The organism is Psychrobacter sp. JCM 18903 (assembly GCF_000586475.1).
Lineage (GTDB): Bacteria > Pseudomonadota > Gammaproteobacteria > Pseudomonadales > Moraxellaceae > Psychrobacter.
Window position 1 is genome coordinate 14,506 of record NZ_BAWJ01000008.1, and the last position, 23,963, is coordinate 38,468.

The 23,963-nt window shown below is 43.7% G+C and carries 15 protein-coding genes and 5 pseudogenes; 18 read left to right on the plus strand and 2 right to left on the minus strand.

The window, feature by feature from the left end; translation table 11 throughout:
- The first annotated feature begins 9 nt into the window (after positions 1–9).
- Positions 10–531, plus strand: coding sequence for a DUF6586 family protein (locus TT12_RS07005; RefSeq protein WP_045453401.1), 522 nt, complete (start codon positions 10–12; stop codon positions 529–531).
- A gap of 185 nt (positions 532–716) precedes the next feature.
- On the opposite strand, the pseudogene TT12_RS07010 reads toward TT12_RS07005, so the two are convergent.
- Positions 717–3,363 (minus strand): annotated as a pseudogene (locus TT12_RS07010) (penicillin-binding protein 1A).
- 193 nt (positions 3,364–3,556) lie between these two features.
- Here TT12_RS07010 and pilM point away from each other — a divergent pair.
- The 16 genes and pseudogenes from pilM (at position 3,557) to TT12_RS07070 (ending at position 21,917) form a co-directional block, all read left to right on the plus strand.
- Positions 3,557–4,611: pseudogene (gene pilM / locus TT12_RS07015) on the plus strand (type IV pilus assembly protein PilM).
- Positions 4,611–4,955, plus strand: coding sequence for a PilN domain-containing protein (locus TT12_RS16930; RefSeq protein ID WP_243443462.1), 345 nt, complete (start codon positions 4,611–4,613; stop codon positions 4,953–4,955). The pseudogene pilM and the gene TT12_RS16930 overlap by 1 nt, the downstream one beginning before the upstream one ends.
- A complete protein-coding gene (locus tag TT12_RS16935; RefSeq protein ID WP_243443463.1) occupies positions 4,952–5,272 on the plus strand; it encodes a PilN domain-containing protein in 321 nt (106 codons plus the stop codon). Before TT12_RS16930 ends, TT12_RS16935 begins: the two co-directional genes overlap by 4 nt.
- Positions 5,269–6,003, plus strand: coding sequence for a type IV pilus inner membrane component PilO (locus tag TT12_RS07025; RefSeq protein ID WP_045453405.1), 735 nt, complete (start codon positions 5,269–5,271; stop codon positions 6,001–6,003). Before TT12_RS16935 ends, TT12_RS07025 begins: the two co-directional genes overlap by 4 nt.
- The gene (locus TT12_RS07030; protein WP_045453409.1) at positions 6,003–6,536 is read left to right on the plus strand and encodes a pilus assembly protein PilP; all 534 of its coding nucleotides are present in this window, start codon (positions 6,003–6,005) and stop codon (positions 6,534–6,536) included. The genes TT12_RS07025 and TT12_RS07030 overlap by 1 nt, the downstream gene beginning before the upstream one ends.
- Positions 6,537–6,563: 27 nt before the next feature.
- Positions 6,564–8,324 (plus strand): AMIN domain-containing protein, encoded by a 1,761-nt coding sequence (locus TT12_RS07035; RefSeq protein WP_243443464.1) that lies wholly within the window; start codon positions 6,564–6,566, stop codon positions 8,322–8,324.
- A gap of 14 nt (positions 8,325–8,338) precedes the next feature.
- Positions 8,339–8,902, plus strand: a complete 564-nt coding sequence (locus TT12_RS16940; RefSeq protein WP_243443465.1) for a secretin GspD/PilQ domain-containing protein — start codon at positions 8,339–8,341, stop codon at positions 8,900–8,902.
- A gap of 164 nt (positions 8,903–9,066) precedes the next feature.
- The gene (gene aroK, locus TT12_RS07040) at positions 9,067–9,627 is read left to right on the plus strand and encodes a shikimate kinase AroK (RefSeq protein WP_045453412.1); all 561 of its coding nucleotides are present in this window, start codon (positions 9,067–9,069) and stop codon (positions 9,625–9,627) included.
- Between the two features lie 118 nt (positions 9,628–9,745).
- Positions 9,746–10,854, plus strand: a pseudogene (aroB, locus tag TT12_RS07045) (3-dehydroquinate synthase).
- 129 nt (positions 10,855–10,983) lie between these two features.
- The gene (locus TT12_RS16945; protein ID WP_243443466.1) at positions 10,984–11,460 is read left to right on the plus strand and encodes a hypothetical protein; all 477 of its coding nucleotides are present in this window, start codon (positions 10,984–10,986) and stop codon (positions 11,458–11,460) included.
- Positions 11,457–11,600 (plus strand): hypothetical protein, encoded by a 144-nt coding sequence (locus TT12_RS16950; protein ID WP_243443467.1) that lies wholly within the window; start codon positions 11,457–11,459, stop codon positions 11,598–11,600. The genes TT12_RS16945 and TT12_RS16950 overlap by 4 nt, the downstream gene beginning before the upstream one ends.
- A complete protein-coding gene (locus tag TT12_RS16955) occupies positions 11,597–12,055 on the plus strand; it encodes a hypothetical protein (protein ID WP_243443468.1) in 459 nt (152 codons plus the stop codon). Before TT12_RS16950 ends, TT12_RS16955 begins: the two co-directional genes overlap by 4 nt.
- Before the next feature lie 909 nt (positions 12,056–12,964).
- Positions 12,965–17,427 (plus strand): annotated as a pseudogene (gene gltB / locus TT12_RS07055) (glutamate synthase large subunit).
- A 180-nt stretch (positions 17,428–17,607) separates the two neighbouring features.
- A pseudogene (locus tag TT12_RS07060) lies at positions 17,608–19,027 on the plus strand (glutamate synthase subunit beta).
- Positions 19,028–19,189: 162 nt separating this feature from the next.
- Complete coding sequence (locus tag TT12_RS07065) at positions 19,190–20,425, plus strand: FUSC family protein (RefSeq protein WP_045453415.1); 1,236 nt, start codon at positions 19,190–19,192, stop codon at positions 20,423–20,425.
- Between the two features lie 247 nt (positions 20,426–20,672).
- The gene (locus tag TT12_RS07070) at positions 20,673–21,917 is read left to right on the plus strand and encodes an FUSC family protein (protein WP_045453418.1); all 1,245 of its coding nucleotides are present in this window, start codon (positions 20,673–20,675) and stop codon (positions 21,915–21,917) included.
- Between the two features lie 162 nt (positions 21,918–22,079).
- Here TT12_RS07070 and TT12_RS07075 read toward each other — a convergent pair whose 3' ends face one another.
- Positions 22,080–23,264, minus strand: a complete 1,185-nt coding sequence (locus TT12_RS07075) for an ABC transporter substrate-binding protein (RefSeq protein ID WP_243443469.1) — start codon at positions 23,262–23,264, stop codon at positions 22,080–22,082.
- Positions 23,265–23,724: 460 nt separating this feature from the next.
- Here TT12_RS07075 and TT12_RS07080 point away from each other — a divergent pair, with 460 nt between their 5' ends.
- A complete protein-coding gene (locus tag TT12_RS07080; RefSeq protein ID WP_243443470.1) occupies positions 23,725–23,931 on the plus strand; it encodes a hypothetical protein in 207 nt (68 codons plus the stop codon).
- Positions 23,932–23,963: the final 32 nt, after the last annotated feature.

The window sequence follows — 23,963 nt, forward strand, 5'->3', positions numbered from 1 at the left end:
AAGTCGCAAATGGTAGGTAAAACCCGCGTTGCCAAATATCAAGCAGATCGAACCAATCAAAAACTGTATTTCTGTCGTCTATCCTGCCAAGCAGCGGGAAGTACCGATGATAAGCAGCTATACCAAGCCCATTGTGAAACTGCTATTTTTCATCTATACGGTGCCTTTCTCGCATTTACCCAAGAGCTAGGTTATTTTTATAGTTTAAACATGAGCGCACCAACATTGTCAGATATTGAGCAAGCATTGAGCGAGCGTACCCAAGTATCACCTGAGATTCAGCGATTACAGCAGTTACAGCAGCAGGGTTTTTTGGCCAATATAGAGCGTGCGTATCAGCGTTGTTTGTACGCCGTGCCACCAGATACTATCGTAGATCAAACACCAAGCAATACTGCCTCGCCTGATCTTATTGTTAACGTTGTGACCTTGTCGAATCAATGGCTGCCAGATGAGACGACAATACGAGAATGGCGTCAGCAGTTTTTAGAGCTGATTGAGCAGCTACGTGCTGGTATGGTTGAGTTCTAAAAATAGTTATTAAAAATTTATCTCATTTTTATTACCATTTTTGAAATGAAGACGTGTCCTAGTTGACTGATGACTGTCCTTTAATAGAGTGGTATTGAGCAAAGTATTGAGTATAAAAAAGGCTTATTTAGCGAGTGCCAAATAAGCCTTTTTTTAAGTCATAAGTTTATATTATTAATGGTTGTCTACTCTGGTATCGGTGGCATGAGCTCAACGGGTGTTACCGATAAAGGGTTTTGCGGCACACTATCATTACTACGACTGTTACTAGGTTTGGCTGCTTGAGAGCTAGTTTGTACTTCAACAGGCTCAGCTGGTGGTGATTTACGCTGTTGAGTCTGCGTCTTAACTGGTTTTTCTGATTCGCTGCTATCCGTATCTTCATCATCGGCCAGAATACCATCATCAGTCATTTCTATAATTCTTTGTTTTTGCTTTTTCGATTTGGCGCGGTTATTGATAGACACCCACTGATGAGGCGTGTCTTTAAGTTGGGCTTTCATAAAATCCATCCAAACAGGTAGGGCTGCCACACCACCATATTCGCGACGACCCATGGTTGATGGTTGATCAAAACCCATCCATACGACAGTTGCATTGGTAGGATGAAAACCTGCAAACCAAGCATCTTTTGCTTCATTGGTGGTACCGGTCTTGCCACCAATATCATCACGACCTAAAGCCTTGGCTCGTACTGCCGTACCACGCTGTACGACATCACGTAAGATATCTGCCATCTCAAAAGCGACTCTGGGTTGTAAGATTCGAGGTGCTTGCTTAGCCACTGCATATTGAACCGCTGGCGCTTTTAAGCGATCGGCCTGTGGACTAGCATCATAAACCTTTAGATTTAGCGCTTTACCGTTTTGTTCACTATTATCACTGTTCTCTAAATTTTGTTCTTTAACCGTCACTTCATCATCGATAGCACTGTCTTCATTTTCAATTGACTTCTTATAATCTTCGATGAGATTTCTATTGAGGTCTTCAAGTTTTTCATTGAAGCAGGTGGCACACGCTTGGCGTGGGTTTGCCTGAAAGAGGAGGTTATTATTATAATTATAAATTTGTTCGATAAAATACGGCTGTACACGGTGACCACCATTCGCAAACGTGGCATAGGCTGTTGCCATTTGTAACGGTGTTGCTTGTCCTGCACCTAACGCTAACGACAAAGTCGTCGGTAGCTTTTCTTTATCAAGTCCGAATTCATCTAATAGGTCGCGCGTATCAGAGATACCAATGGCTTGTAAGAGACGAATAGAGACTAAGTTACGAGATAAATACAGTCCACGGCGTAAAGTGATTTCGCCTAAAAAACGTTGATCAGAATTTTTCGGTTTCCAGTCACCCACTTGAATCGGTCGATCCGAAACAATGCTATCTGGGCGATAGCCTTTTTCTAGAGCAGCAGTATAGACAAGCGGTTTAATGGTTGAGCCTGGTTGACGCCAGCCTTGTAGAGCACGATTGAATTTACTGTGATTAAAGTCAAAGCCACCGACCAATGCATTAACAGCGCCAGTTTCTGGATTCAAGGAGACCAGACTTCCTTGTAGTTTAGGAATTTGTCCCAACTGCCAATTACCATTCGCGGTCGGTATCAAACGAATGATATCGTTTTTATTGACAATTTGGCGGGCGTTGTCAGGAAAGTAACCGATACGATTGGCAGAAATATACTTGCGTGCCCAGCTCATCCCAGACCAACCAACGGTCACATTCTCACCAGAAGGCATTGTCGCCTCAAAACTGCGAGCATTCACTTTGGTGACTTTGGCAGGAGTCATATTGCTATAGCGGCGGAAATTTTCTAGCGGTTCATCATTTGCTTCAGCCCCGCGCCAACCATGACGATGTTCGTAAGCCACCAAACCGGTCAGTACCGCCGCTTCCGCATCTGTCTGTGCTTTGCTATCAACGGTAAGACGTACCCGCCATCCACTATGCATCACTTGCTCACCATAGCGATCAACTAAGGTAGAGCGTGTCATTTCTGCCAAATACGGCATATTGACGTCGAGCTTCTCTTTATAGAGGTTAATGCTACTGGTGAGCTGATCGCTTCGTCGCGTTGTGCTTTGCTGATATAGCCTAATTCGTGCATGCGTCCAATGATCCAGTTGCGGCGAGTCAGCGCGCGACTGGGATTGGCAACAGGATTGTATTTAGAAGGGGCTTTTGGCAGGCCTGCAACATTGCTGTTTCAGCAATAGTGAGGTTTTCTAGGGATTTACTATAGTATTTTTTGGCCGCCGCGCGGATACCATAAGCGCCTTCGCCTAGATAGATTTTGTTGACATAAAGCGTCAAGATATCATTTTTACTGAGCTCATCTTCTATTTTACGTGCTAAAAATAGCTCGACCAATTTGCGATTTAAGGTACGCTCTGGACTTAAGAAGTAGTTTTTGGCAACCTGCATAGTAATGGTAGAGCCACCCGTTTGGCTGTCGTCATCAGTTACTACTTCTGTCACCGCGCGACCAAGACCCTTAATACTAATACCGCTGTGCTGAAAAAAGGACGCATCTTCTGCTGCTAAAAAAGCATGAGTCAAATTTTCAGGAATATCTTCAAAAGTAACGGGTAAAGATAAACGGTTACCATATTGGCCAATGAGTTTGTCATCACTACTATATATCTGTAATGGCATCTCTAAATTTGCTGTTTTAATCTCTTGAATGCTAGGCAGGGTAGGCGATAAATACATCGCCATCCCATAAAAACCAATGGGCACAGCAAGTGCTAAGATAACTGCCAATGCCAAGCAGGCAATAACAAGCCCCACCAAAAAGTGAATGAGACGGGCGGTAGCATTTTTTTTGGTCATAAGAAGACTTATCAATTAAAATTTGCAACAGATAATGTATTATACCTTGAACAAAATCAGCAGGTCATAATAAATGTGTAAGTTGACCTTAATAACTTATTTAAATGCTTGAATCTATCTGTTAAGTAAAGTATTGTACTGAATTATTACAAATAACTATCAGATTGTACACTTAATATAAGGTATAGAGTTTGTGAGGCTATTTACTTCAAAAAGTCGACATTTGATTGGTGTTGATATCTGTGCCACTTCAGTAAAGTTGGTAGACATAGAGCGCCAACAAGGTATGTTTCATCTAAAATCTTATGGCATCGAAAGACTGCCAGAAGGTATAGTTGTCGATAAACTTCTTGTAGACACCGAAGCGGTCGGTCATATTATTGCTGGCTTAGCTAAGCGCTGTCACGTCTCTGGTAGTAGTGCTGCAACTGCCGTATCAGGTCAGCAGTGATTACTAAAATTATTGATATGGATGCTGCGCTAAGCGATGTTGAGCGCGAAGCGCAGATACGTTTAGATGCTGATCAATACATACCTTATCCATTAGAAGACGTCAACTTAGACTTTGAAGTTTTAGGACCTTCTTTAGTAAGTGATGATATGGTGCAAGTCTTACTTGCCGCATCACGCTCGGAGAATGTTGACCAAAGAGTTGATGCCTTAACCTTTGGTGGTCTTCAAACGAAGGTTATGGATATCGAATCCCATGCGATAGAGCGTGCTTTCGGACTCATGGTAGATAACTTGCCAAATGCCCCTGAATTAGTGGCTTTGATAGATATTGGTCATAATCAAACGACTTTATATATCGCTAAGAACGGTGAGTTTATCTATAGCCGTGAACAACTATTTGGTGGTGTTCAGTTGACAGAAGCGATACAAAATCGTTATGGACTATCTGCTGAAGAAGCGGCTATCAGTAAGCGTGAGCGTACCTTACCAGATGACTACTACCTTGATGTATTGACGCCTTTCATTGAGAATACCATTCAACAAATTACTCGCTCATTGCAATTTTACTTCTCTTCAAGCCAATACAGTAGTATCGATCATGTGGTTCTTGCTGGTGGTAGTAGCTCTATTGCTGGTCTTGCTGGCATGGCACAGCAAAAACTTGGGGTGACTGTTAGTATTGCCAACCCTTTTATCAATATGACTATTGCACCAAATATCGATAATGAGCAACTGGCCATTGATGCACCAAGTTTAATGGCTGCATGCGGTCTTGCGTTAAGGAGCTTCGACTAATGGCTCGTATTAACCTATTACCTTGGCGCCAAGAAGAGCGCGAGCGTCGCAATAAAGAATTTCTCACGTTAGTAGTGGCAGTGACTTTACTCACTTTATTGGCTGCATTTGCTTCATGGAGCTACTTTAACAACGAGCTTGATGAACAACTTGATGCGAACGCATTGATTGAAAAAGAAAATGCGCGTTTAGATACGGCTTTGACTGAAATTGATAGTCTGGAGCAGCGCCGTGACGATATCATTTCACGTATGCAAGTCATTCAAGACTTGCAGGGTCGACGTCCTGTGCCTGTTCGTTTATGGGATGATCTTGCTAAAGCCATCCGCCGGCACTCTATTTGAATAATCTCAAGCGTGAAGGCGATGTTTTGACGCTGACAGGTCGAGCTGATAATCCTAATATTGTATCAAGTTTGATTCGTAATCTTGATGATAGTAAATGGATGGGTGATTCAGCCGTTAGTAATATCCAACAAAATATCAGTGCTTATGAATCTGCACCAGTGCTTAATAATACGGTCACCGCTGGTGAACAGCCGCGTCCTATTTATCCTGAAGACAGTTATGTACAGTTTGTGATCACGACCAAAGTACAGTCGGAAACAGCCGTTCCTGTAGAAGGTGCTGACGGTACCACTGTACCTGGAGGTGAGTTATGAAGCTTAACCGTAAAAAAAGCCTGATTAAAACCAAAAAAACAGCATTAAAACCAAAGCAACAGTTTGATTTACAGGAATTTCGCCGCAGTTTTGAGTCGTTAGACTCTGAAAACTACGGCAGCTGGCCATTACCTGTAAAGGTAACGGTAATAGGGCTTATTATTACGCTCATCGCAGCGTTGGCATGGGCTTTACCGATTAGTAGTAAGATCGATGAGATCAATGCTGCTGAGAGCCAGCAACAAACGTTACTTGATAGCTATCGTGAAAAAGAATCACGCGCGCGTCATTTAAAAGCTTACCAAGAGCAAGTTGTCCAAATGGAAGCTGAGTTCAATACCTTACTCGATCAGCTACCAAAAGATACTCGTGTATCAGAGCTGGTAGAGGGCATTAACATGACGGGTGTCGGCAGCAATATACGTTTTCAAGACATTTCAGTAGAGCCTGAGATTGAAAACGAATTTTTTATTGAGCAACCTATCCGCATTGCTGCTTTGGGCGAATATCATCAGTTTGGTAGCTTTATTAGTGGTCTTGCCGCCTTACCACGAATCATTACTATGCATGATTTTGAGGTCAGCAATCCGCAGCCGACATTGGATGTTTTGCCGGAGCTTAATTTGGTATTGCAAACCAAAACCTATCGTTCAAAAGAAGCTGACCCTGAGGGTGATGAAACGGTTGCTGTCACTGACGCTGCAACCACTGATAATGCAGGAGGCAACTAATGAATATTCAAAAACTGCCTACGCTATTGGTTTTAAGCATGGCTGTATTGTCCATAACAGGGTGTGCGGATCGCATTGGTATGGCAGAGCAATCAATGACCGATATCCGTAATCAGCCAGCTCAACCTATTGAACCACCGCCCAAAGCTGAGCTAGTAGAAGACTTTGTTTATAGTGCCAGCGCCCAGCGCAGTCCATTCTTACCACCGAGTTTAGTCAATGTCCAAGGTCCTACCACTTCCATCGATGGTGTGCGTCCTGACATTACCAGAGTGAAAGAACCTCTTGAGCAATATGAGCTATCGCAACTTATTTTTCGTGGTGTCGTAATTTCACCTGAAGGTCAGCGATATGCGTTGGTACAACGCCCTGATGGTTCAGTCGCGAGTGTTAAAGTAGGTGATTATCTTGGACTAAATGACGGCCGTATTGTTGAAATCACGCCGACCCAGATTAACTTGATTGAAATTGTGCCAGACAGCCGCGCTGGGTTTGTTGAAAAACCCCAGTCGTTGGTTTCACCCATAAGCTAAGTCGGCAGATTTTTTGAGGAATAAATAATGACAGTACGCAATAACAAGGTAACGATGATGAGCAACCGCGTATCTTCTGCTTTTGCCATTTCAGCATTGGCAATCAGCATGGTAGCAGTGAGTAATAGTGCCCATGCCGCACAGCGCATTAACGAAGTTTCTGTGGTACAAACTGCACCAGCAGTAACGCAAATGCGTTTGGGATTTGACGGTTTACCAGTGTTACCTGCCGCCTATCAGCTTGATGACCCTAGCCGTTTGGTACTAGATTTTGAAAAAGTGCAGAATGGACTTGCTAGTCGCTTTAATGAATACAATATTGGTATGATTGATAAGGTCACGACGTTGAATAGTGACAGTACTACGCGCCTGATTGTTGAGCTAAAACAGGCAGGTAACTATACGACATCGATTGAGGGTAACGATTTACTATTAACCATTACCGATCCTAATCGTCCAGTAATGACCAATGATCCTATCCAAGACGTACTCAATGACAATAATGCGATCACGACGACAGCAGTCGTTACACCGATTGTAGAAACCAGTAGTGCACCGGCAGTCAATATAGCCAGTAAAACGGTGGTTAAAAATCAAGTGCCTGCTGATACCATGGTGGTCAGAGTTAACCCATTATTAAGCCCACAACTTGCTGCATCGCAAGTGAGTAAGCAATATAGCTATGAGGGTTTGAGTGCCGTCAATTTTGCCGCAGGAAATGATGGTGGTGGCAACGTTAGCATCGCACTTACCAATGAAGCCATTCCCGTTGATGTACAACGTCAAGGCAACAAGTTAGTGGTACGCTTAACGGGTAGCACCGTGCCAAGAAATTTATTGCGCCGTTTGAATATTAATAGTGGTCTGGTTGATAGTATTGATACTAAAAACCAAGGTCAAAATGGTGTAATTACTATTAATGTCAAAGAAGATTATGAGTATCAGGCTTATCAATCAGGCAATCAGCTGAATATTAATATCAGAAAACCTGAGCTACTACGTGAGCCAACACTTGAAGAAAAAGTCTATAGCGGTGAAGCGCTATCTATGGAGTTTCAAGACGTTGAGATTCGCAGTGTCTTAGATATCCTAGCGCAGTTCACAGAAATGAATATTGTGGCTAGTGATTCAGTCGCGGGCAATATCACCTTACGCCTGATTAATGTCCCATGGGATCAAGCGCTAGATATTATTCTAAAGAGTAAGAATCTTGGTAAGCGTGAAAATGGCAATGTCATTTTGGTTGCGCCTTCCACCGAGCTTGCTGAGCAAGAAGCACGTGAGCTTGAAGCACAGCAAGCGGTTGAATCTTTTGCGCCATTACGCACAGAATATATTCGTCTTAGCTATGCAAAAGCGCCAGATGTTTTGACACTTATTTCTCAAGGCAGTGGCTCATCAGGTGGCAGCAACGCAAATGCTGCTGATAACAATACCTTATTGTCTAATCGTGGAACGGTAACGGTAGATGAACGTACCAATACTTTAATTATTAAAGATGTGGCTGACAGTATCGAAAATATCCATAAATTGATTGGTAAAATTGATATTCCAGTCCGTCAGGTCATGATTGAAGCGCGTATTGTGAGTGCCACTGATAGCTTTAGTAAAGAGATTGGGGTTCGTTGGGGTATCTTATCAAATGGTGCTGCCAACAACCGTAATTTATTGGTCGGTGGTAGTAATCAAACGTTATGGGATTTAAAAGACTTTGATGTAGAAACGACGACGGTAAATGGTCAAACGGTTTCTTATCTTCATACGATATTACTCGTCCTGATAACTTAAACGTCGATTTAGGGGTGGCTAACCCCGCCGGTAGCATTGCCTTTGGCTTGCTGAGCATGTCAGATGTGATGCTTGATCTTGAATTGTCAGCACTGCAAGCGGATAATCGCGGTGAAGTGATTTCTACGCCGAAGATTCTGACAGCAGACAAGCAAACGGCGAAAGTTTCTTCAGGCACGCAGATTCCTTATCAAGAAGCGTCTGCCAGTGGAGCAACCACTACTAGCTTTAAAGAAGCAGCATTGAGTCTAGAGGCCACACCAAATATCACCCCAGATGGCAAAATCGGTTTGCAATTGTTAATCACTAACGGTACGCCGACCATTATTAATAATCAGGTTGCTATTGCTGAAGACTCTATTTCGACCAATGTTATTGTTGAAGATGGTCAAACGGTTGTGTTGGGTGGTGTCTTTAAGAATCGTACCAGCAATGGTGTCGATAAAGTACCGTTCTTAGGAGATCTGCCTTATATTGGTCGCGCTTTCCGTAAAGACGTGCGTAGTAATTCTAAAGAAGAGTTATTGATATTTATCACGCCAAAATTAATCAATGATGGTATTAGCCGCTTGGATTAATCATTTATTGATTGGTTTTCGCTCAAAAGAAGCAAGCATCAACGCTTGCTTTTTTTATGGGAAAATTTTCATATTGATTGAATTTTACTAACAATAATCAACGCTCATTACTAGCCAGAATATCAATGACGTTGTATCATAGCTAATTTAGCTGAGTAAGTATTATGGTGGAGGAATTGCCGTCGGTGTTTTTAGTAGGGCCGATGGGAGCAGGGAAGACAACCATCGGTAAATTGCTGGCTAAGCAGTTGGGGCGCACCTTTGTAGACAGTGATTGGTACATTGAATCGCAGACAGGGGCTGACATTGCTTGGATATTCGCTAAAGAAGGCGAGGCGGGCTTCCGTGAGCGTGAAACGCGCGCCATCGATGAGTTGACTCAAAAAGACCAAATCGTCTTAGCGACAGGTGGTGGCGCTGTGATGTGTGCTGAAAACAGAGCGTTTTTGCATCAGCGCGGTATCGTGGTTTATTTGAATGCGCCAGTTGATGTGCAAATGGCTCGCACGGCTAAAGACAAATCACGACCACTGTTACAGCAGCCAAATCCTAGAAAAATCTTGCAAGATTTATATAGCACTCGTGATCCCTTATATCGCCAAGTCGCTCATATTATTATGCCAACTGGTCATACTTATCCCCGTCATATGGTCAATCAGCTTTTACAGCAACTAGAGTCATTTACTGACTCGACTGCTATAGCACCAGAAGATAAAGAAAATTAACCATAATGATAAACTTTATCAAGGCGTGTCCTCATTTAAAAATGGCGATAAAAATCAGGACGCGCCCTAGTTAAGCTCAGCTACTTTTATCTCATTCAAAATGCTTAGGGAGTGTTTAATGGCAACGCCACTGTTTCATGACGGTTTAACGGTTCATACGCAAAGCCATGACTATCCAATCGTCATTACTGAGAAAACAGCGATAGATCACAACAGTATGGCAAAGCTGATCACACCTTATATTTGTGGTCGCCAAGTATTGATTGTCACTAATGATACTGTTGCGCCTTTATACCTAAGCGCTTTAGAGAAAGAGTTAACAGAGCAGTTCACTGTGCGTGTTTGCGTATTGCCAGATGGTGAGCAATATAAGCATCAGACCAGTATCAATCAAATTTACGATGTATTGATGGCCGAGCATTTTAATCGTGACGTTACGCTTATTGCTTTAGGTGGTGGCGTTATTGGTGATATGACGGGCTTTGCTGCAGCAAGCTTTATGCGTGGTGTAAATTTTATCCAAATTCCAACCACGCTACTGTCACAAGTGGATTCGAGCGTTGGTGGTAAGACGGGCATCAATCACCCTCAAGGCAAAAACATGATTGGCGCTTTTTGGCAGCCGCAAATGGTCCTTGCTGATATGAGTACGCTCAAGACTTTGCCAGCGCGCGAGTTGTCAGCCGGGTTGGCTGAGGTCATTAAATACGCGCTTATTATGGATATCACTTTCTTAGATTGGCTGGAAGTCAATCTGCCGGCGATGATGGATTTGGATTTAGCGGTACTTGGTGATGCCGTAAAACGCTGCTGTCAGTATAAAGCCGATATCGTCGCGCAAGATGAAAGAGAGTCAGGCGTGCGAGCATTGTTAAATTTCGGTCATACTTTTGGTCATGTCATTGAAACACATGAAGGCTATGGTAATTGGCTACACGGTGAGGCAGTCGCTGCTGGCATGGTACAAGCCGCAGAGTTATCACAGAGAATGGGTTGGTTAACGGTCGAAGACGTTGCTCGTATTAAGCGTATTTTAACCTTGGCAAATTTGCTATCACCCCGCCACGCATTGATACACAAACGGCGCTAAGCTTGATGGGACATGATAAAAAAGTAAAGCACGGACAAATCCGCCTGATTTTGTTAAAATCACTAGGTCAGGCCGTATTGACCAATGATTTCGATGAAGATCTTTTGCACGAGGTATTGTCACAACACCGCGTATAATGTCTTAACGCTTTAGTGCTCGTGAATACTCACTGAATTCAACGGTTTAAAGCAGACTGGCTCGCCGCCATTCTACTTACTGCGCATCTCTTGAATGCGGTCAACTTTATTTTCACCAAGGATACTCCCATGGCAGCTTCAAGATCGACGCCGCGTACCGCTAGCCAGTCATATCGCCGTCAAGCGTTGATTTGGCTGATAATGACCTTGCTGCTGGGTGTGGTCACGGCTCTGATTTGGATGTTTAGTCAAACGCCAGCGATGGGTGCCAAAATTGAAAATGCTCCCATATCAGCACCGCAACCATTGAGTGCTGAGCTTGAGCAGCCCTTAAAAATAGAGTCGTTACACGAGCTTGATACCGACGTGCAGCCCATTAGTTTTGATACGACGGTGCGAGATTTGCGCAATTATCCTGCTGAGTTTAAAGACAAACGTTATTTGTTGGCGAATAAAGGTAAATGGACAGTGCAGGTGATGAATGTCGCCGAAAACGATGTGATTGTCAGTTATCTAGAAGGCCGCGCAGACCGTAATAAATTTGCTTATTTCCGTTATCTCGACGATGAAAATCAAGTCCGCTATATGTTAACTTATGGCTCATGAGTAGTCCACAAGAAGCGGTTGGCGCGGCAAAACTGATAGACTTTAAGTTGCCAGCCAATGTGCGTGTGTTGCCAGAAGAGATCAACCGTTATGTCGGTATCATCGATAATTATGAACGCCTGATCCGGTTAAAGATTTGAGCACCAGACGCACACGTTCTGTTGATCTAAAACCGACTAAGCGCGAAGTGCCAGTGCGCCAGCCACTGCCAGAAACGGATTATGGGGACAATGCTGGTCGTAGCAGTCAAGAAACTGCCAGTAACAGCGACAATGAAAGTATCCGTCAGTCAGCGGATACCTCCGATACTTTATCGGTCACTGAAGAGCGTATTGTTGGCAATGAAGAGGAAGTCTCCTCTGTTACTACGCCTAAAAATGAAGGTAGTGGAACTAAGTCTGAACCAGAGAATAAAAAACCAGCGACATCAGGCACTGAAAATACTACTAAAAAACCCCCAGTAGTCGCAACACCAAAGCCGCCAAGTAGTACCAGTAGCACAAATTCTGGCGCAAACGCTCCTAGCAAGAATACCAATCCTCCTAAGAGCAATAACGACAGTATGAAAACGCTGATAGAAGACAAAAATAATTAGAGTATGTTTGTCCTTTGACCATATCGTTGATAGTTATGATAACCTCGTTACCACTATGATTGACAAAAACCCACTGACAAGCTGGTTAGTGGGTTTTTTGTGGAGCATCATAAAGCATATAATTAGTACTAAAAATACGTTTTCAAAAGAAGTTGATCTTAATTAAGTATCTCAACTAAGCCTTGTCACAGATACTATGTATCAAAATTTGCATAGAACATTTAATCATCCTATAACCAATAGTAATAAGTTCTCTTACAAAATATGGTGGGTGAATCGATAGAAAAGACTAGATTTTTTGTCCGTCATTAACTAATATAACTGTGGGCGACGTTCTGTATAGTTATCGTAAAAATTGTTTTTTAACAATGAATTGGTAACTTCTATCATTTAAAAGATACGTTACTAAAATTTTTTGTCTCAAGCGTTGTCACTTGCTATCTATAATTAAGCTATCGCAAGTGGCGCAACCTCTCTTATTATCGCTCTCTTTAGAGTGAATGAAGCGCTTGATTACAGAGTGTCAGATATTCAAAATTAATCAAATGCACGGTTATTACATGCGTAGTCAATCAGTCTGGATTGCTAGGCATGGTGTGATAACGAGTGACACTCAAGATAGCGACATTGCGTTATTGATGATTAGGTAACGGGTATACAGGGCTGTATGTCATTGCCAAGGGCGACCGTTTACTATCTTTTAATATGTTAATGATCTATTGAAACATTATTCAATGACTGGGAGTGCCAGAGCTTTCACCTTAGTCTCAAAGTATGATGTCTATGAGCGTCACACCATTTATTAATTCGGATATACGAATATTAATTATTAGCCCGTTCTGCTTACGGTCTTCAGTTTATGATCTGCATTGGATGCATAAATTGCCCGTTCACCTAAAAGGACTAGCCATGTCAATGATTTCCTCGCAAACCCACCTGGCCACGCCAGATGACTTTTCTGATAACTGTGGTTTTGGTTTGATCGCTCATATTGAGGGACAAGCCAGCCATGATTTGGTAAAAACTGCTATTCATAGTCTAAGCTGTATGACCCATCGCGGCGGTGTTGCTGCTGATGGTAGAACGGGTGATGGTTGTGGTCTACTACTGGCGACGCCTATTGAGTTTTTTAGAGGTATTGCTGCTGAGCAAGGGTTCGCGATTACTGACAACTTTGCCGTTGGTATGATCTTTGTCAATTTAGATGAGACAAAAGCTCGTGATAGCCAGCAAGTGCTAAGCGATGAGATTGTCGCCCAAGGATTAGAGGTTGCTGGCTGGCGTGATGTGCCGCTTGATTTGAGCATCGTCGGTGACATTGGCCGTGAGACTTTACCTGATTTTAAGCAAGTGTTTGTCAACGCCCCCGATGATTTGGCAGCGGATGACTTTAATCGTAAACTGTTTGTCGCACGCAAAAAAGCAGAGCAGCGCTTGGCTAATGATGAGCTGTTTTATGTGTGCTCATTAAGCTGTCAGACGATTATCTATAAAGGTTTGGTGATGCCATCAGACTTGCCAGCATTTTTCTTGGATCTACAAGATGCGCGTTTGGCATCGCATATCGTGGTATTCCATCAACGTTTCTCCACCAATACCTTGCCGCGTTGGCCTTTGGCGCAGCCGTTTCGTTATCTTGCCCACAATGGCGAGTTGAATACCATCACAGGCAATCGCAACTGGTCTGAGGCACGGACGCCAAAACTAAAATCAGACAAACTGCCCAATTTGAATGAATTGACGCCACTGGTGAACAGTACGGGCTCTGACTCATCAAGCTTAGATAATATGCTTGAAGTCCTCATGTCAGGTGGTATGAATCTATTCCATGCGATGTCGATTCTCGTGCCACCTGCTTGGCAGAATGTCGATAGCATGGATATGGATTTGCGCGCCTTTTATGAGTTTTATTCGCAGCACATGGAAGCGTGGGATGGTCCAGCAGGTTTGGTGATTCAAGATGGACGCTATGCGGTCTGTATGCTTGATCGTAATGGTCTACGCCCATCGCGCTGGGTGACGACCAAGAACGGCTATATCACCGTTGCCTCTGAAGTTGGTGTGTGGGATTACTCGCCAAAAGATGTATTGGCAAAAGGACGCGTTGGCCCTGGTCAAATGCTCGTTATTGATACTTTAACGGGTCAAATTTTAGATACTAAAGCGATTGCGACGTTACTGAAAAAAGCCCATCCGTACCGTAAATGGCTGCGTGAAGAAGCAACCCGTATCCGTGATGATGAGCGTTTAGAGGAAGAGTTAGCAGCGCAAACATGTCGTGGTAATGAGCTAAAAACACTGCAAAAAATGTATCACATCACCAATGAAGAGCGTACTGAAATTATCCGCCCCAACGCCGAAAATGGTCAAGAGCCAGTCGGTTCAATGGGTGATGATACGCCCATGGCAGTGTTGTCGCAGCAAATCCGCCATGTCGGTGATTTCTTCCGTCAGCAGTTTGCACAGGTGACCAATCCACCGATTGATCCATTGCGTGAATCTATCGTGATGTCATTGCAGACCTGCCTCGGTGCTGAAACTAACGTGTTTGCGCCATCAGCGCGAGATGCACACCGTATTATCTTATCGTCGCCTGTACTGTCAGCCAGCAAGATGCAGCAGCTTGAGACCTTGGGTGATCCAGCCTTTAAAATGGCGCGTATTGATTTAAACTATGATCGCACCCTTAAGTTATCAGAAGCCATCATGGCTATCTGCGAGCAAGTAGCTAACAGCATCCGAGCTGGTCACACTTTGATTGTGTTGTCTGATAAAGACATCGATGCCGATAAAGTACCAGCCAATGCCATCATGGTAACGGGTGCGGTGCATCATTATTTGATTGGTCAAGGTATTCGTACTGATGCTAATTTAATCATTGAGACTGGTTTGGCGCGCGACTCGCATCAAGTGGCAGTATTGATTGGTTTTGGTGCGACCTGCGTTTATCCTTATTTAGCTTATGATGTTATTGATGATTTAGTAGCGACTGGCGAGCTACTTGGTGATCCGATTCAAGCGCGGGTTAATTTCCGTAAAGGCTTGGATAAAGGCTTGCTAAAAATCTTATCAAAAATGGGCATCTCGACCATTGTCTCTTATCGCGGCGCGCAGTTATTTGAAGCAGTGGGTCTCTCTGAAGAGGTGGTGAGCCTGTGTTTCAAAGGTGTACAGAGTCGTATTAAAGGTGCGACCTTTGCTGACTTAGCTGCCGATCAAGCACAGCTAGCGGCGAATGCTTTCAAGCGCCGCGCGCCACTCGATCAAGGTGGCTTACTGAAGTTTGTCTTCAACAAAGAATATCATGCCTTTAACCCAGACGTGATTAATAGCCTGCATACAGCTGTACGCACGGGTGATTACGACAATTATCGTAATTATGCCAACTTAGTGAATAGCCGTCCTGTGGCGACCTTGCGTGATTTATTGCAATTAAAAACAGATAACTCTATCGATGTGAATGACGTAGAGGATATCTCAGCTATTCTGACGCGCTTTGACTCGGCAGGCATGTCGTTAGGAGCATTGTCACCGGAAGCCCATGAAGCGATTGCCATGGCGATGAATACCATCGGTGGACGTTCAAACTCTGGTGAGGGCGGCGAAGATCCAGTACGTTATGGCACGCTGCGCAACTCAAAGATCAAACAAATTGCCTCGGGTCGTTTTGGCGTCACCCCAGCGTATTTGCGTTCAGCAGAAGTGATGCAAATCAAGGTTGCACAGGGTGCCAAGCCGGGTGAGGGAGGTCAGCTGCCGGGTGGTAAGGTCAATGCTCTGATTGCGCGCTTACGTTATTCTGTACCGGGTGTGACGTTGATTTCACCGCCACCGCATCATGATATCTATTCTATCGAAGATTTAGCACAGCTGATTTTTGACTTAAAACAAGTCAATCCAGATGCCTTGGTATCGGTGAAACTGGTCTCACGTCCGGGCGTTGGTACTATCGCGACTGGTGTGGCAAAAGCCTATGCCGATTTAATCACCATTTCAGGCTATGATGGCGGCACCGCAGCCTCTCCGCTATCGTCTATCCATCATGCAGGGTCACCATGGGAGCTAGGACTGGCTGAGACCCACCAATCACTACGAGTAAATGGCTTGCGTCATAAAGTTCGTATTCAAACTGATGGTGGTCTAAAGACAGGACTTGATGTGGTAAAAGCCGCTATCCTTGGGGCAGAAAGCTTTGGCTTTGGTACCACGCCGATGATAGCCGTTGGTTGTAAATACCTACGCATTTGCCATCTTAATAATTGCCCGACTGGGGTTGCGACGCAAAAAGCCAGGCTACGTGACGAGCATTTCATTGGTGAAGCAGAGATGCTCATTAACTTCTTTAAATTTGTAGCAACTGAAACGCGCGAATGGCTTGCCGCCCTTGGTGTGCGTAGTATGGAAGAGTTGGTTGGACGCACTGACTTGCTTGAAGTATTAGAAGGTAACACGGATAAACAGCGTCATTTGGATTTAACGCCATTATTATTTAGCCATCCGGCCAGTAGTGGTAAAGCCCAAACCTGTCAGGTTGAGCGTAATGAGCCATTTGATAAAGGCTTACTCGCTGAACAGATGATTAGTGATATGCTGCTCAATATTCGTCAAGGTAATGGCGGCGATTATAGCTATTATGTCGGTAACTGTGATCGTTCTATCGGCGCGCGTATCTCTGGTGAGATTGCGCAAGTATGGGGCAACCTTGGCATGAGTGATATGCCAATTAAGCTGCATCTGACTGGTACTGCTGGCAGAGTTTAGGCGTCTGGAATGCAGGTGGTCTAAATATTGAGCTAGAAGGCGATGCCAATGATTATGTCGGCAAAGGCATGGCTGGCGGTGAGATTGTTATTTATCCACCAAAAGACTCAAGCTTTACGGCGCAAGAGACCGCCATCATTGGTAATACCTGCTTATATGGCGCAACGGGCGGCAAACTATATGCAGCTGGTACCGCTGGCGAGCGCTTTGGAGTACGTAACTCTGGCGCGCAAGCAGTCATCGAAGGCACAGGTGATCATTGCTGTGAATATATGACAGGCGGTATTGTCACTATTCTTGGGCGTACGGGTCTCAACTTTGGGGCAGGTATGACAGGGGGTTTTGCTTATGTGCTCGATATGGAAGGGGACTTCTTTGACCGTTGCAATCATGAGCTGATCGATCTTAATCGTATCTCAAGTGAGCAAACCGAAGAGCATCGTATTCATTTGCAGCAAGTGATTGAAGCGCATGTTAATAAAACAGGCAGCGCGTGGGGTCAGACGATATTGGCTGACTTTGAGCACTATGTTCGTAAGTTTTATTTGGTGAAGCCTAAAGCGGCAAACATTGCGAGCCTTCTCAAGACCACCATGGCTGACCCACAGTAGCTTTGCTTGGATTATCCAATGTTCCGCTTTTAAAAGCCTTTTAACTCAGAGGTTTTCAGCAGGTAAGTGACGGTCACGATATAAATCTCTTAATTTTGCGATAAATGAGACATCGTTGACTGTCACCGCCCACTTTAAAAAAGCTTGATATAAAAAGCCTCATATTAAAGAGACAATACCATGGCAAAACGCTTAGAAAATAGTTTTCAGTTTTTAGATGTACCACGGCTTGAGCCGACCAAAAAAGACATCGCCACGCGCTCAACGGAATTTGTTGAAATTTATAAACCGTTTGAGAGTGAAGCCGTTGCGCAGCAATCGCACCGCTGTCTAGAGTGTGGTAACCCTTATTGTGAATGGAAGTGCCCTGTACATAACTACATTCCTAACTGGCTCAAATTGGCCACCGAAGCAGATATTTCAAGCGGCTGAATTGTGTCACCGCACCAATACGTTGCCTGAGGTCTGCGGCCGCGTCTGTCCACAAGATCGCTTATGTGAAGGCGCTTGTACCTTAAACGATGGCTTTGGCGCTGTGACCATTGGTAATGTTGAAAAGTACATTAACGATACCGCCTTTGCACTTGGCTGGCGTCCGGATATGTCTGATGTGGTTTGGACAGACAAAAAAGTCGCGATCATCGGTGCAGGGCCAGCAGGTTTGGGCTGTGCGGATATACTCGTTAGAAACGGCGTAAAACCAGTTGTGTTTGATAAGCGTCCTGAAATTGGTGGTTTACTGACTTTTGGTATTCCAGAATTTAAAATGGAAAAGGACGTCATGCGTAACCGCCGTGTCATCTTTGAAGGCATGGGCATGGAATTTCGTCTTGAGACAGAAATCGGTACTGATATTAGTATTGATGAACTATTAAGCGAGTATGATGCGGTATTTATGGGCATGGGTACTTACACTTATATGCGTGGCGGCTTTGCTGGTGAAGAGCTTGTCGGTGTTCATGATGCGCTAGATTACCTAATTGCCAACGTCAATCGCTGCAACGATTGGGAAAAAAATCCTGAAGAATATATCGACTTTAAAGGTAAAAGAGTGGTAGTGCTAGGTGGTGGCGATACTGCGATGGATTGTAACCGTACCAGTATTCGCCAAGGCGCTGAGCAAGTAGTCTGTGCCTATCGCCGTGACGAAGAGAACATGCCAGGTTCGCGCCGCGAAGTGGTCAATGCTCGAGAGGAAGGCGTTGAGTTTCTATTCAATCGTCAACCGACAGAAATCATTGGCTTAAATGGTAAAGTGAATGGCGTGAAAGTCGTCACGACTCACTTGGGTGCGCCAGACAACCGTGGTCGTCAGCGTCCTGAGCCGATTCCTAATTCAGAAGAAATTATCCCATGTGATGCCGTAATTATGGCTTTTGGCTTCCGTCCTAGCCCTGCTGACTGGTTTGAGTCTCAGCAAGTGGCAATGGACAGCTCTGGTCGCGTGCTGGCAGCGGAAAAGCAAACCTTTAAATTCCAAACCAAAAACCCCAAGATATTTGCTGGTGGTGATATGGTACGCGGTTCTGATTTGGTCGTGACCGCGATTTGGGAAGGTCGTGAGGCCGCTGAAGGTATTTTGGACTTCTTAGAGGTATAATGGGTTTGGTTTACATCCAATTATTGATAGCTCTATTTAGATCTCAAACGTCTTTTACCTTTTAACAGGTAAGAGACGTTTTTTTTGATATCAGCAGTACATGATGGTTCGATATTACTTTTCATGGACTATATATTCTTCAATTAATAAGAGTGCTTGTGCGTGAAACCAAAAATTTGGCAACGATTTACTGCACCATTCATTGAACCTTATGCGCGCTATCAGCACGCTGATATCTTGCACGCCATACGTATCGGTGCAGCCATCGTACTTGCGCTGTTAGCCAATCAAATAAGCCGTTTTCCACATGGGGAATGGACGACGATTACCGTCTTTATTATTTTGGGATTGCTACAGTATCAAGGCGCTATTTATACCAAAGCCAAAGAGCGAGTACTAGGCACGGTTTTGGGTATTGTCGTGGCATTTGCAATCTTATGGTTCAATAAAGGGACGGGTGCTTGGTTAGGGATAGAATACCTGCTTATTGGTATAATTAGTGGGATTATTGGTTATTTTTCGGTCAGGCGGCTAGGGTATACTGGATTACTCACTGGCATTACTATGCTGATGATCGTTTCTAATTTGAATCAAGTTAATATGGCGCAAGATGGTGTCTATCGTGCACTCAATATCTTAATCGGTACAGGTATTGCGGTCATGGTGACAGTGGTCTTACCTCTAAAGTCGACGTTGATGTGGCGATTTTTATTGGCAAATAATTTAGAAGCCTGTAGTACGCTTTATGCTGGTGTCGGGCATCATATCGATGCTGAAATAGTGGCTCCCAAGTCGCTTGTCTATACTAGGGCGATAAGCTCAGCTAGCCCAAACGATCCCAAAAATAGTGCTACTACAGATATGCCTGTTAATAAAGCGTTGATAAAATCGCTGCAGCAAATAAACAAGCGATTACTCGCAGTACGTCCACATATCGCTGCAACAGCAAGCGAGTCCGGCATTCATAAAGAGACGATAGAAACGATTCAGCGTACCCATCGCAATATCATCGGTACCATCGATTTGTTACTCAGTGCAGCACCGCGTTTGGCGAATATCGATATCGATGATGATAATCATACGCTACTGATTCACTATCAACACGAGCTCACCCAAGCCATGCAGCATATCGCGGCAGTATTACGTAGTCCAGGCGATCAGACTTTTCGACCTATTACGCGTATTGCGCTATCAGAATATCCTAGCGTACAGTATGCAACGTTTGAGTGGCAAGGATATTTTTGGTTGACGCAAACGTTGCAAGCACAACTGCAACAGTTAAGTGATCTGCTACAAACGACCAAACCGCAGTGGTATGCCGCTTCTGGTCTGCGCTATCAAAGGCGTGAGCAGCGTAGAATGAAAGAGCAGGGTGGCGAGTCCGATTTGCACTTGTAAATATAGGAGATGCTGGCAAGTATTTGTCAGCACCTTTCAGCGTTACCAATAGCCAAATGCGATGTTGTTAGGGTGTTTTTTTGTCGTTATGTGCTAGCATGTTTTGACCTTCAGCGTCTTTTATCTTTTAATAGGTAAAAGGCGTTATTTTTTGATCATGACTTTATCATCGCTTTATCATCGATTTATCAATAGTTAAGCCAGTAGCTACAATTTAACCGATTTTTTCTTCCTTCACTTATAAGAGATGCCCTGCGTGAAACCGACTTTTTGGCAACGATTTACCGCCCCGTTTGTAGAGCCTTATGCCCGTTATCAGCATGCAGATGTTTTGCATGCCATACGTTTGGGTCTGGCTGTACTTATTGCGCTCTTGTTAAATGAGTTTACGCACTTGCCGCATGGTGAGTGGACGACCATTACCGTGTTTGTGATTTTGGGTTTGTTACAATATCAAGGGGCGATTTATACCAAGGCTAAAGAGCGGATATTGGGTACTTTGCTTGGGGTGGTGGTTGGGCTTAGCTTCTTATGGCTGATTAAAGATATCGGTGGCTGGCTGTGGTTGTATTATGGGCTGATTGGCATTATCAGTGGCATTATTGGTTATGTGGCAGTCAAGCAATTGGGCTATATCGGTCTGCTGACAGGTATTACCATGCTGATGATTGTGTCGAGTCCTGACCACAGCAATATTGCCCAAGATGGCTTATATCGCGCGTTCAATATTTTGCTTGGTGCAGGAGTAGCGGTGGCCGCAACGTTAATTTTACCGTTGAAGTCGACGTTGATGTGGCGGTTTTTATTGGCCAGTAATCTTGAAACCTGCAGCAATTTGTATGCAGGGGTGGGCAATCATATTGATGCGGACGTCTTAGTGCCCAAGCCGTTTAAATATAGTAAGGCGACCAGTTCGGCCAGTATTATTTATCCATCGAACAGTTCTATACCAGATACACCAGTCAATAAATCTTTGGTGAAAGCATTACAAAAAATTAATAAGCGTTTGCTTGCTGTGCGTCCGCATATCGCAGCGACAGCAAGTGAATCGGGTATTGAAAAGGAAACACTAGAGACTATTCAGCGTACCCATCGTAATATTATTGGTACGATTGATTTATTGTTAAGTGCGGCACCGCGTTTGGCTAATATTGAGATTGATGATGAAAACCATATTTTGCTTATTCATTATCAGCACGAATTGACGCAAGCGATGCAGCATATGGCGGCGGTATTACGTAGTCCAAATGATGAAGTATTTCGACCGATTACGCGTATCGCGGTATCAGAATATCCAAGTGTAGAAAACTTAGGCTTTGAGTGGCAAGGCTATTTTTGGCTCACCCAAACGCTGCAAGTACAGTTGCAGCGACTTAGTGATTTATTGCAAACGACTAAGCCAAAATGGTTTGCCGCCTCCGGTCTGCGCTATCAACGCCGCGAGCAGCGCCGTATCGAGCATAAAGGTAGTGAAACCGATTTGCACTTATAAAGATAGTGAATCCTATATAAATCAGATACGGTGTCAGGTTCACTTAGTCTACTATTGGTAGTACTTTCGCTCGCCTTCCTTGTATCCAAATTATATTGAACCGACTATAAAAGCTAAATAAAAGCCAATAAAGAATAAATAAAAAACGCTGACTTTATTAAGTTAGCGTTTTTTGCGGTAACAGTTATTAAAAAAGCTATAAAAAATAGCTATCAACAAACAGTGATTAACGACCAGTTTTAGCTTATCCCAATACTGCTGATAGACTTGCAATGCTTCGTCGCCCACATCTTCTTGGAACTCCGCTTTTGCCAGTACGTCTTTGCTCGGATAGATGGTTGGATTGTTTCTCACCTCTTCTGGCATCATCTCACGCGCAGCCATATTGGGTGACGCATAACCAATCTCTTCGCTGACGATTTTAGAGTTCTCAGGACGCAGCAAGTAGTCAATAAACTTGTGGGCTGCATCGACTTGTTTGGCGTTTTTCGGAATCACAAAATTATCCATCCACAAGATAGCGCCCTCAGTTGGATATTTATAAACCAAGCTGGTCAAGCCTTCGTTATTGGCGATAATTGCCTCGCCATTCCAACTCATACCAACCGTGGTTTCGCCTTCCATATAAGGCATACGCGAGGCATCCGAGTTAAAGGTCTTCACATTTGGCATCAAGGTCGTGAGCTTCTCATAAGCGGCTTTGATTTCATCAGGATTTTTACTATTACCTGAATGCCCAAGGGTCAATAGCGCCATGCCAAACACTTCGCGCATATCGTTCATCAGCATCACTTGCCCTTTATACTCAGGACGCCATAAATCGTTCCAGCTATTTACGGTTGCAGGATCGACCTTGTCACCATTAATGGCAAGACCGGTGCTGCCCCACATATAAGGAATCGAATATTTGTTTTCTGGATCAACCTTGGTATTGGTAAATGAGGTATCGAGATTCTTAAAATTGCTCAATTTGGATTTATCGAGCTCTTGTAGCAGCCCTTCTTTGGCCATTTTTTCGACATAATAGGTCGATGGGATGGCTAAGTCATATTGGCTAGAGTCATCGAGCAATTTAAGCTTGGCATACATGGCTTCATTAGAATCGAAGGTAGTGTAATTGACCCGAATGCCTGTCTCCTCAGTAAAGCCATCGAGAATCTCTTGCGGCATATATTCCGACCAGTTATACAAATTAAGCGTTTCAGCACTCGCTGCTGTACCATCAGCCGCCATATTGTCTGACTTACTACAGCTAGCAAGTGCTAGCCCAACAGCCACGGCTAATAGTGCTTTTGGTAGTATACGAGCGCTACGAGCAATGTTGTGGGGCGATGATAAATGAGTCAAAATATCTCTCCTAAATAAGAATGATGCAAATGAGTAAAAAGTTAAATAATAGATAATGGAAGCTAAGGGCTGAATACTAATTGCTGAATATAAGGTATCGAGCCAGTTGTGAAACTATTATGGCTATGATTGTTAAGAATTTAAAGGGCAAGAAAGAAGTTCGTTTTTCATAATATTGTTAAAAGTGGCGCTGATAACTGGCTGAAGAATCTATAAAATCACAAATATGAGATTTACTGCTAAATTTGAGTAAGATAATAAGCGTAAATAATCATGCTATGATGAGAGCTGCTTTACCCTTAAGTCATGAGTTTACAACGTGGTTTTTATAAGATGCAAAGAGTACCGATAAAATAAAAATAATCTAATGTTAATTAAATGGTTTGAATTAAAAGAGGCAAAAGATGAATAATCGTAAACGTGCTGGACTGATTACAGCTGTGCTTGGCATAATTGCTTTATGATCATGTTTAACGCTGGCTCGCCGACACCTATCGTTAATTGGCCGGTTGAGACGTACATGGGTTTGGCATTTACGATTGGCTGGCTGAGTAATGTGCCTGTTTGGTTGGCCTATGTGCTGGCAGCGGTGGTGCTTATTTTGATTGTGGTCGGATTTTATAAAATCGGTAGTTGGGTTTATAGTTTAATGACGAAGCGTGGTTAGATTTATCTAGGACGTGTCCTTATTTTAAAAAT

Bases quoted from the DNA above. Each gene is read 5' to 3' on its own strand.
- TT12_RS07005 (WP_045453401.1), top strand. From the start codon at position 10: ATGGTAGGTAAAACCCGCGTTGCCAAATATCAAGCAGATCGAACCAAT.
- TT12_RS16930 (WP_243443462.1), top strand. From the start codon at position 4,611: ATGGCTCGTATTAACCTATTACCTTGGCGCCAAGAAGAGCGCGAGCGT.
- TT12_RS07025 (WP_045453405.1), top strand. From the start codon at position 5,269: ATGAAGCTTAACCGTAAAAAAAGCCTGATTAAAACCAAAAAAACAGCA.
- TT12_RS07030 (WP_045453409.1), top strand. From the start codon at position 6,003: ATGAATATTCAAAAACTGCCTACGCTATTGGTTTTAAGCATGGCTGTA.
- TT12_RS07035 (WP_243443464.1), top strand. From the start codon at position 6,564: ATGACAGTACGCAATAACAAGGTAACGATGATGAGCAACCGCGTATCT.
- aroK (WP_045453412.1), top strand. From the start codon at position 9,067: ATGGTGGAGGAATTGCCGTCGGTGTTTTTAGTAGGGCCGATGGGAGCA.
- TT12_RS16945 (WP_243443466.1), top strand. From the start codon at position 10,984: ATGGCAGCTTCAAGATCGACGCCGCGTACCGCTAGCCAGTCATATCGC.
- TT12_RS16950 (WP_243443467.1), top strand. From the start codon at position 11,457: ATGAGTAGTCCACAAGAAGCGGTTGGCGCGGCAAAACTGATAGACTTT.
- TT12_RS07070 (WP_045453418.1), top strand. From the start codon at position 20,673: ATGCCCTGCGTGAAACCGACTTTTTGGCAACGATTTACCGCCCCGTTT.
- TT12_RS07080 (WP_243443470.1), top strand. From the start codon at position 23,725: ATGATCATGTTTAACGCTGGCTCGCCGACACCTATCGTTAATTGGCCG.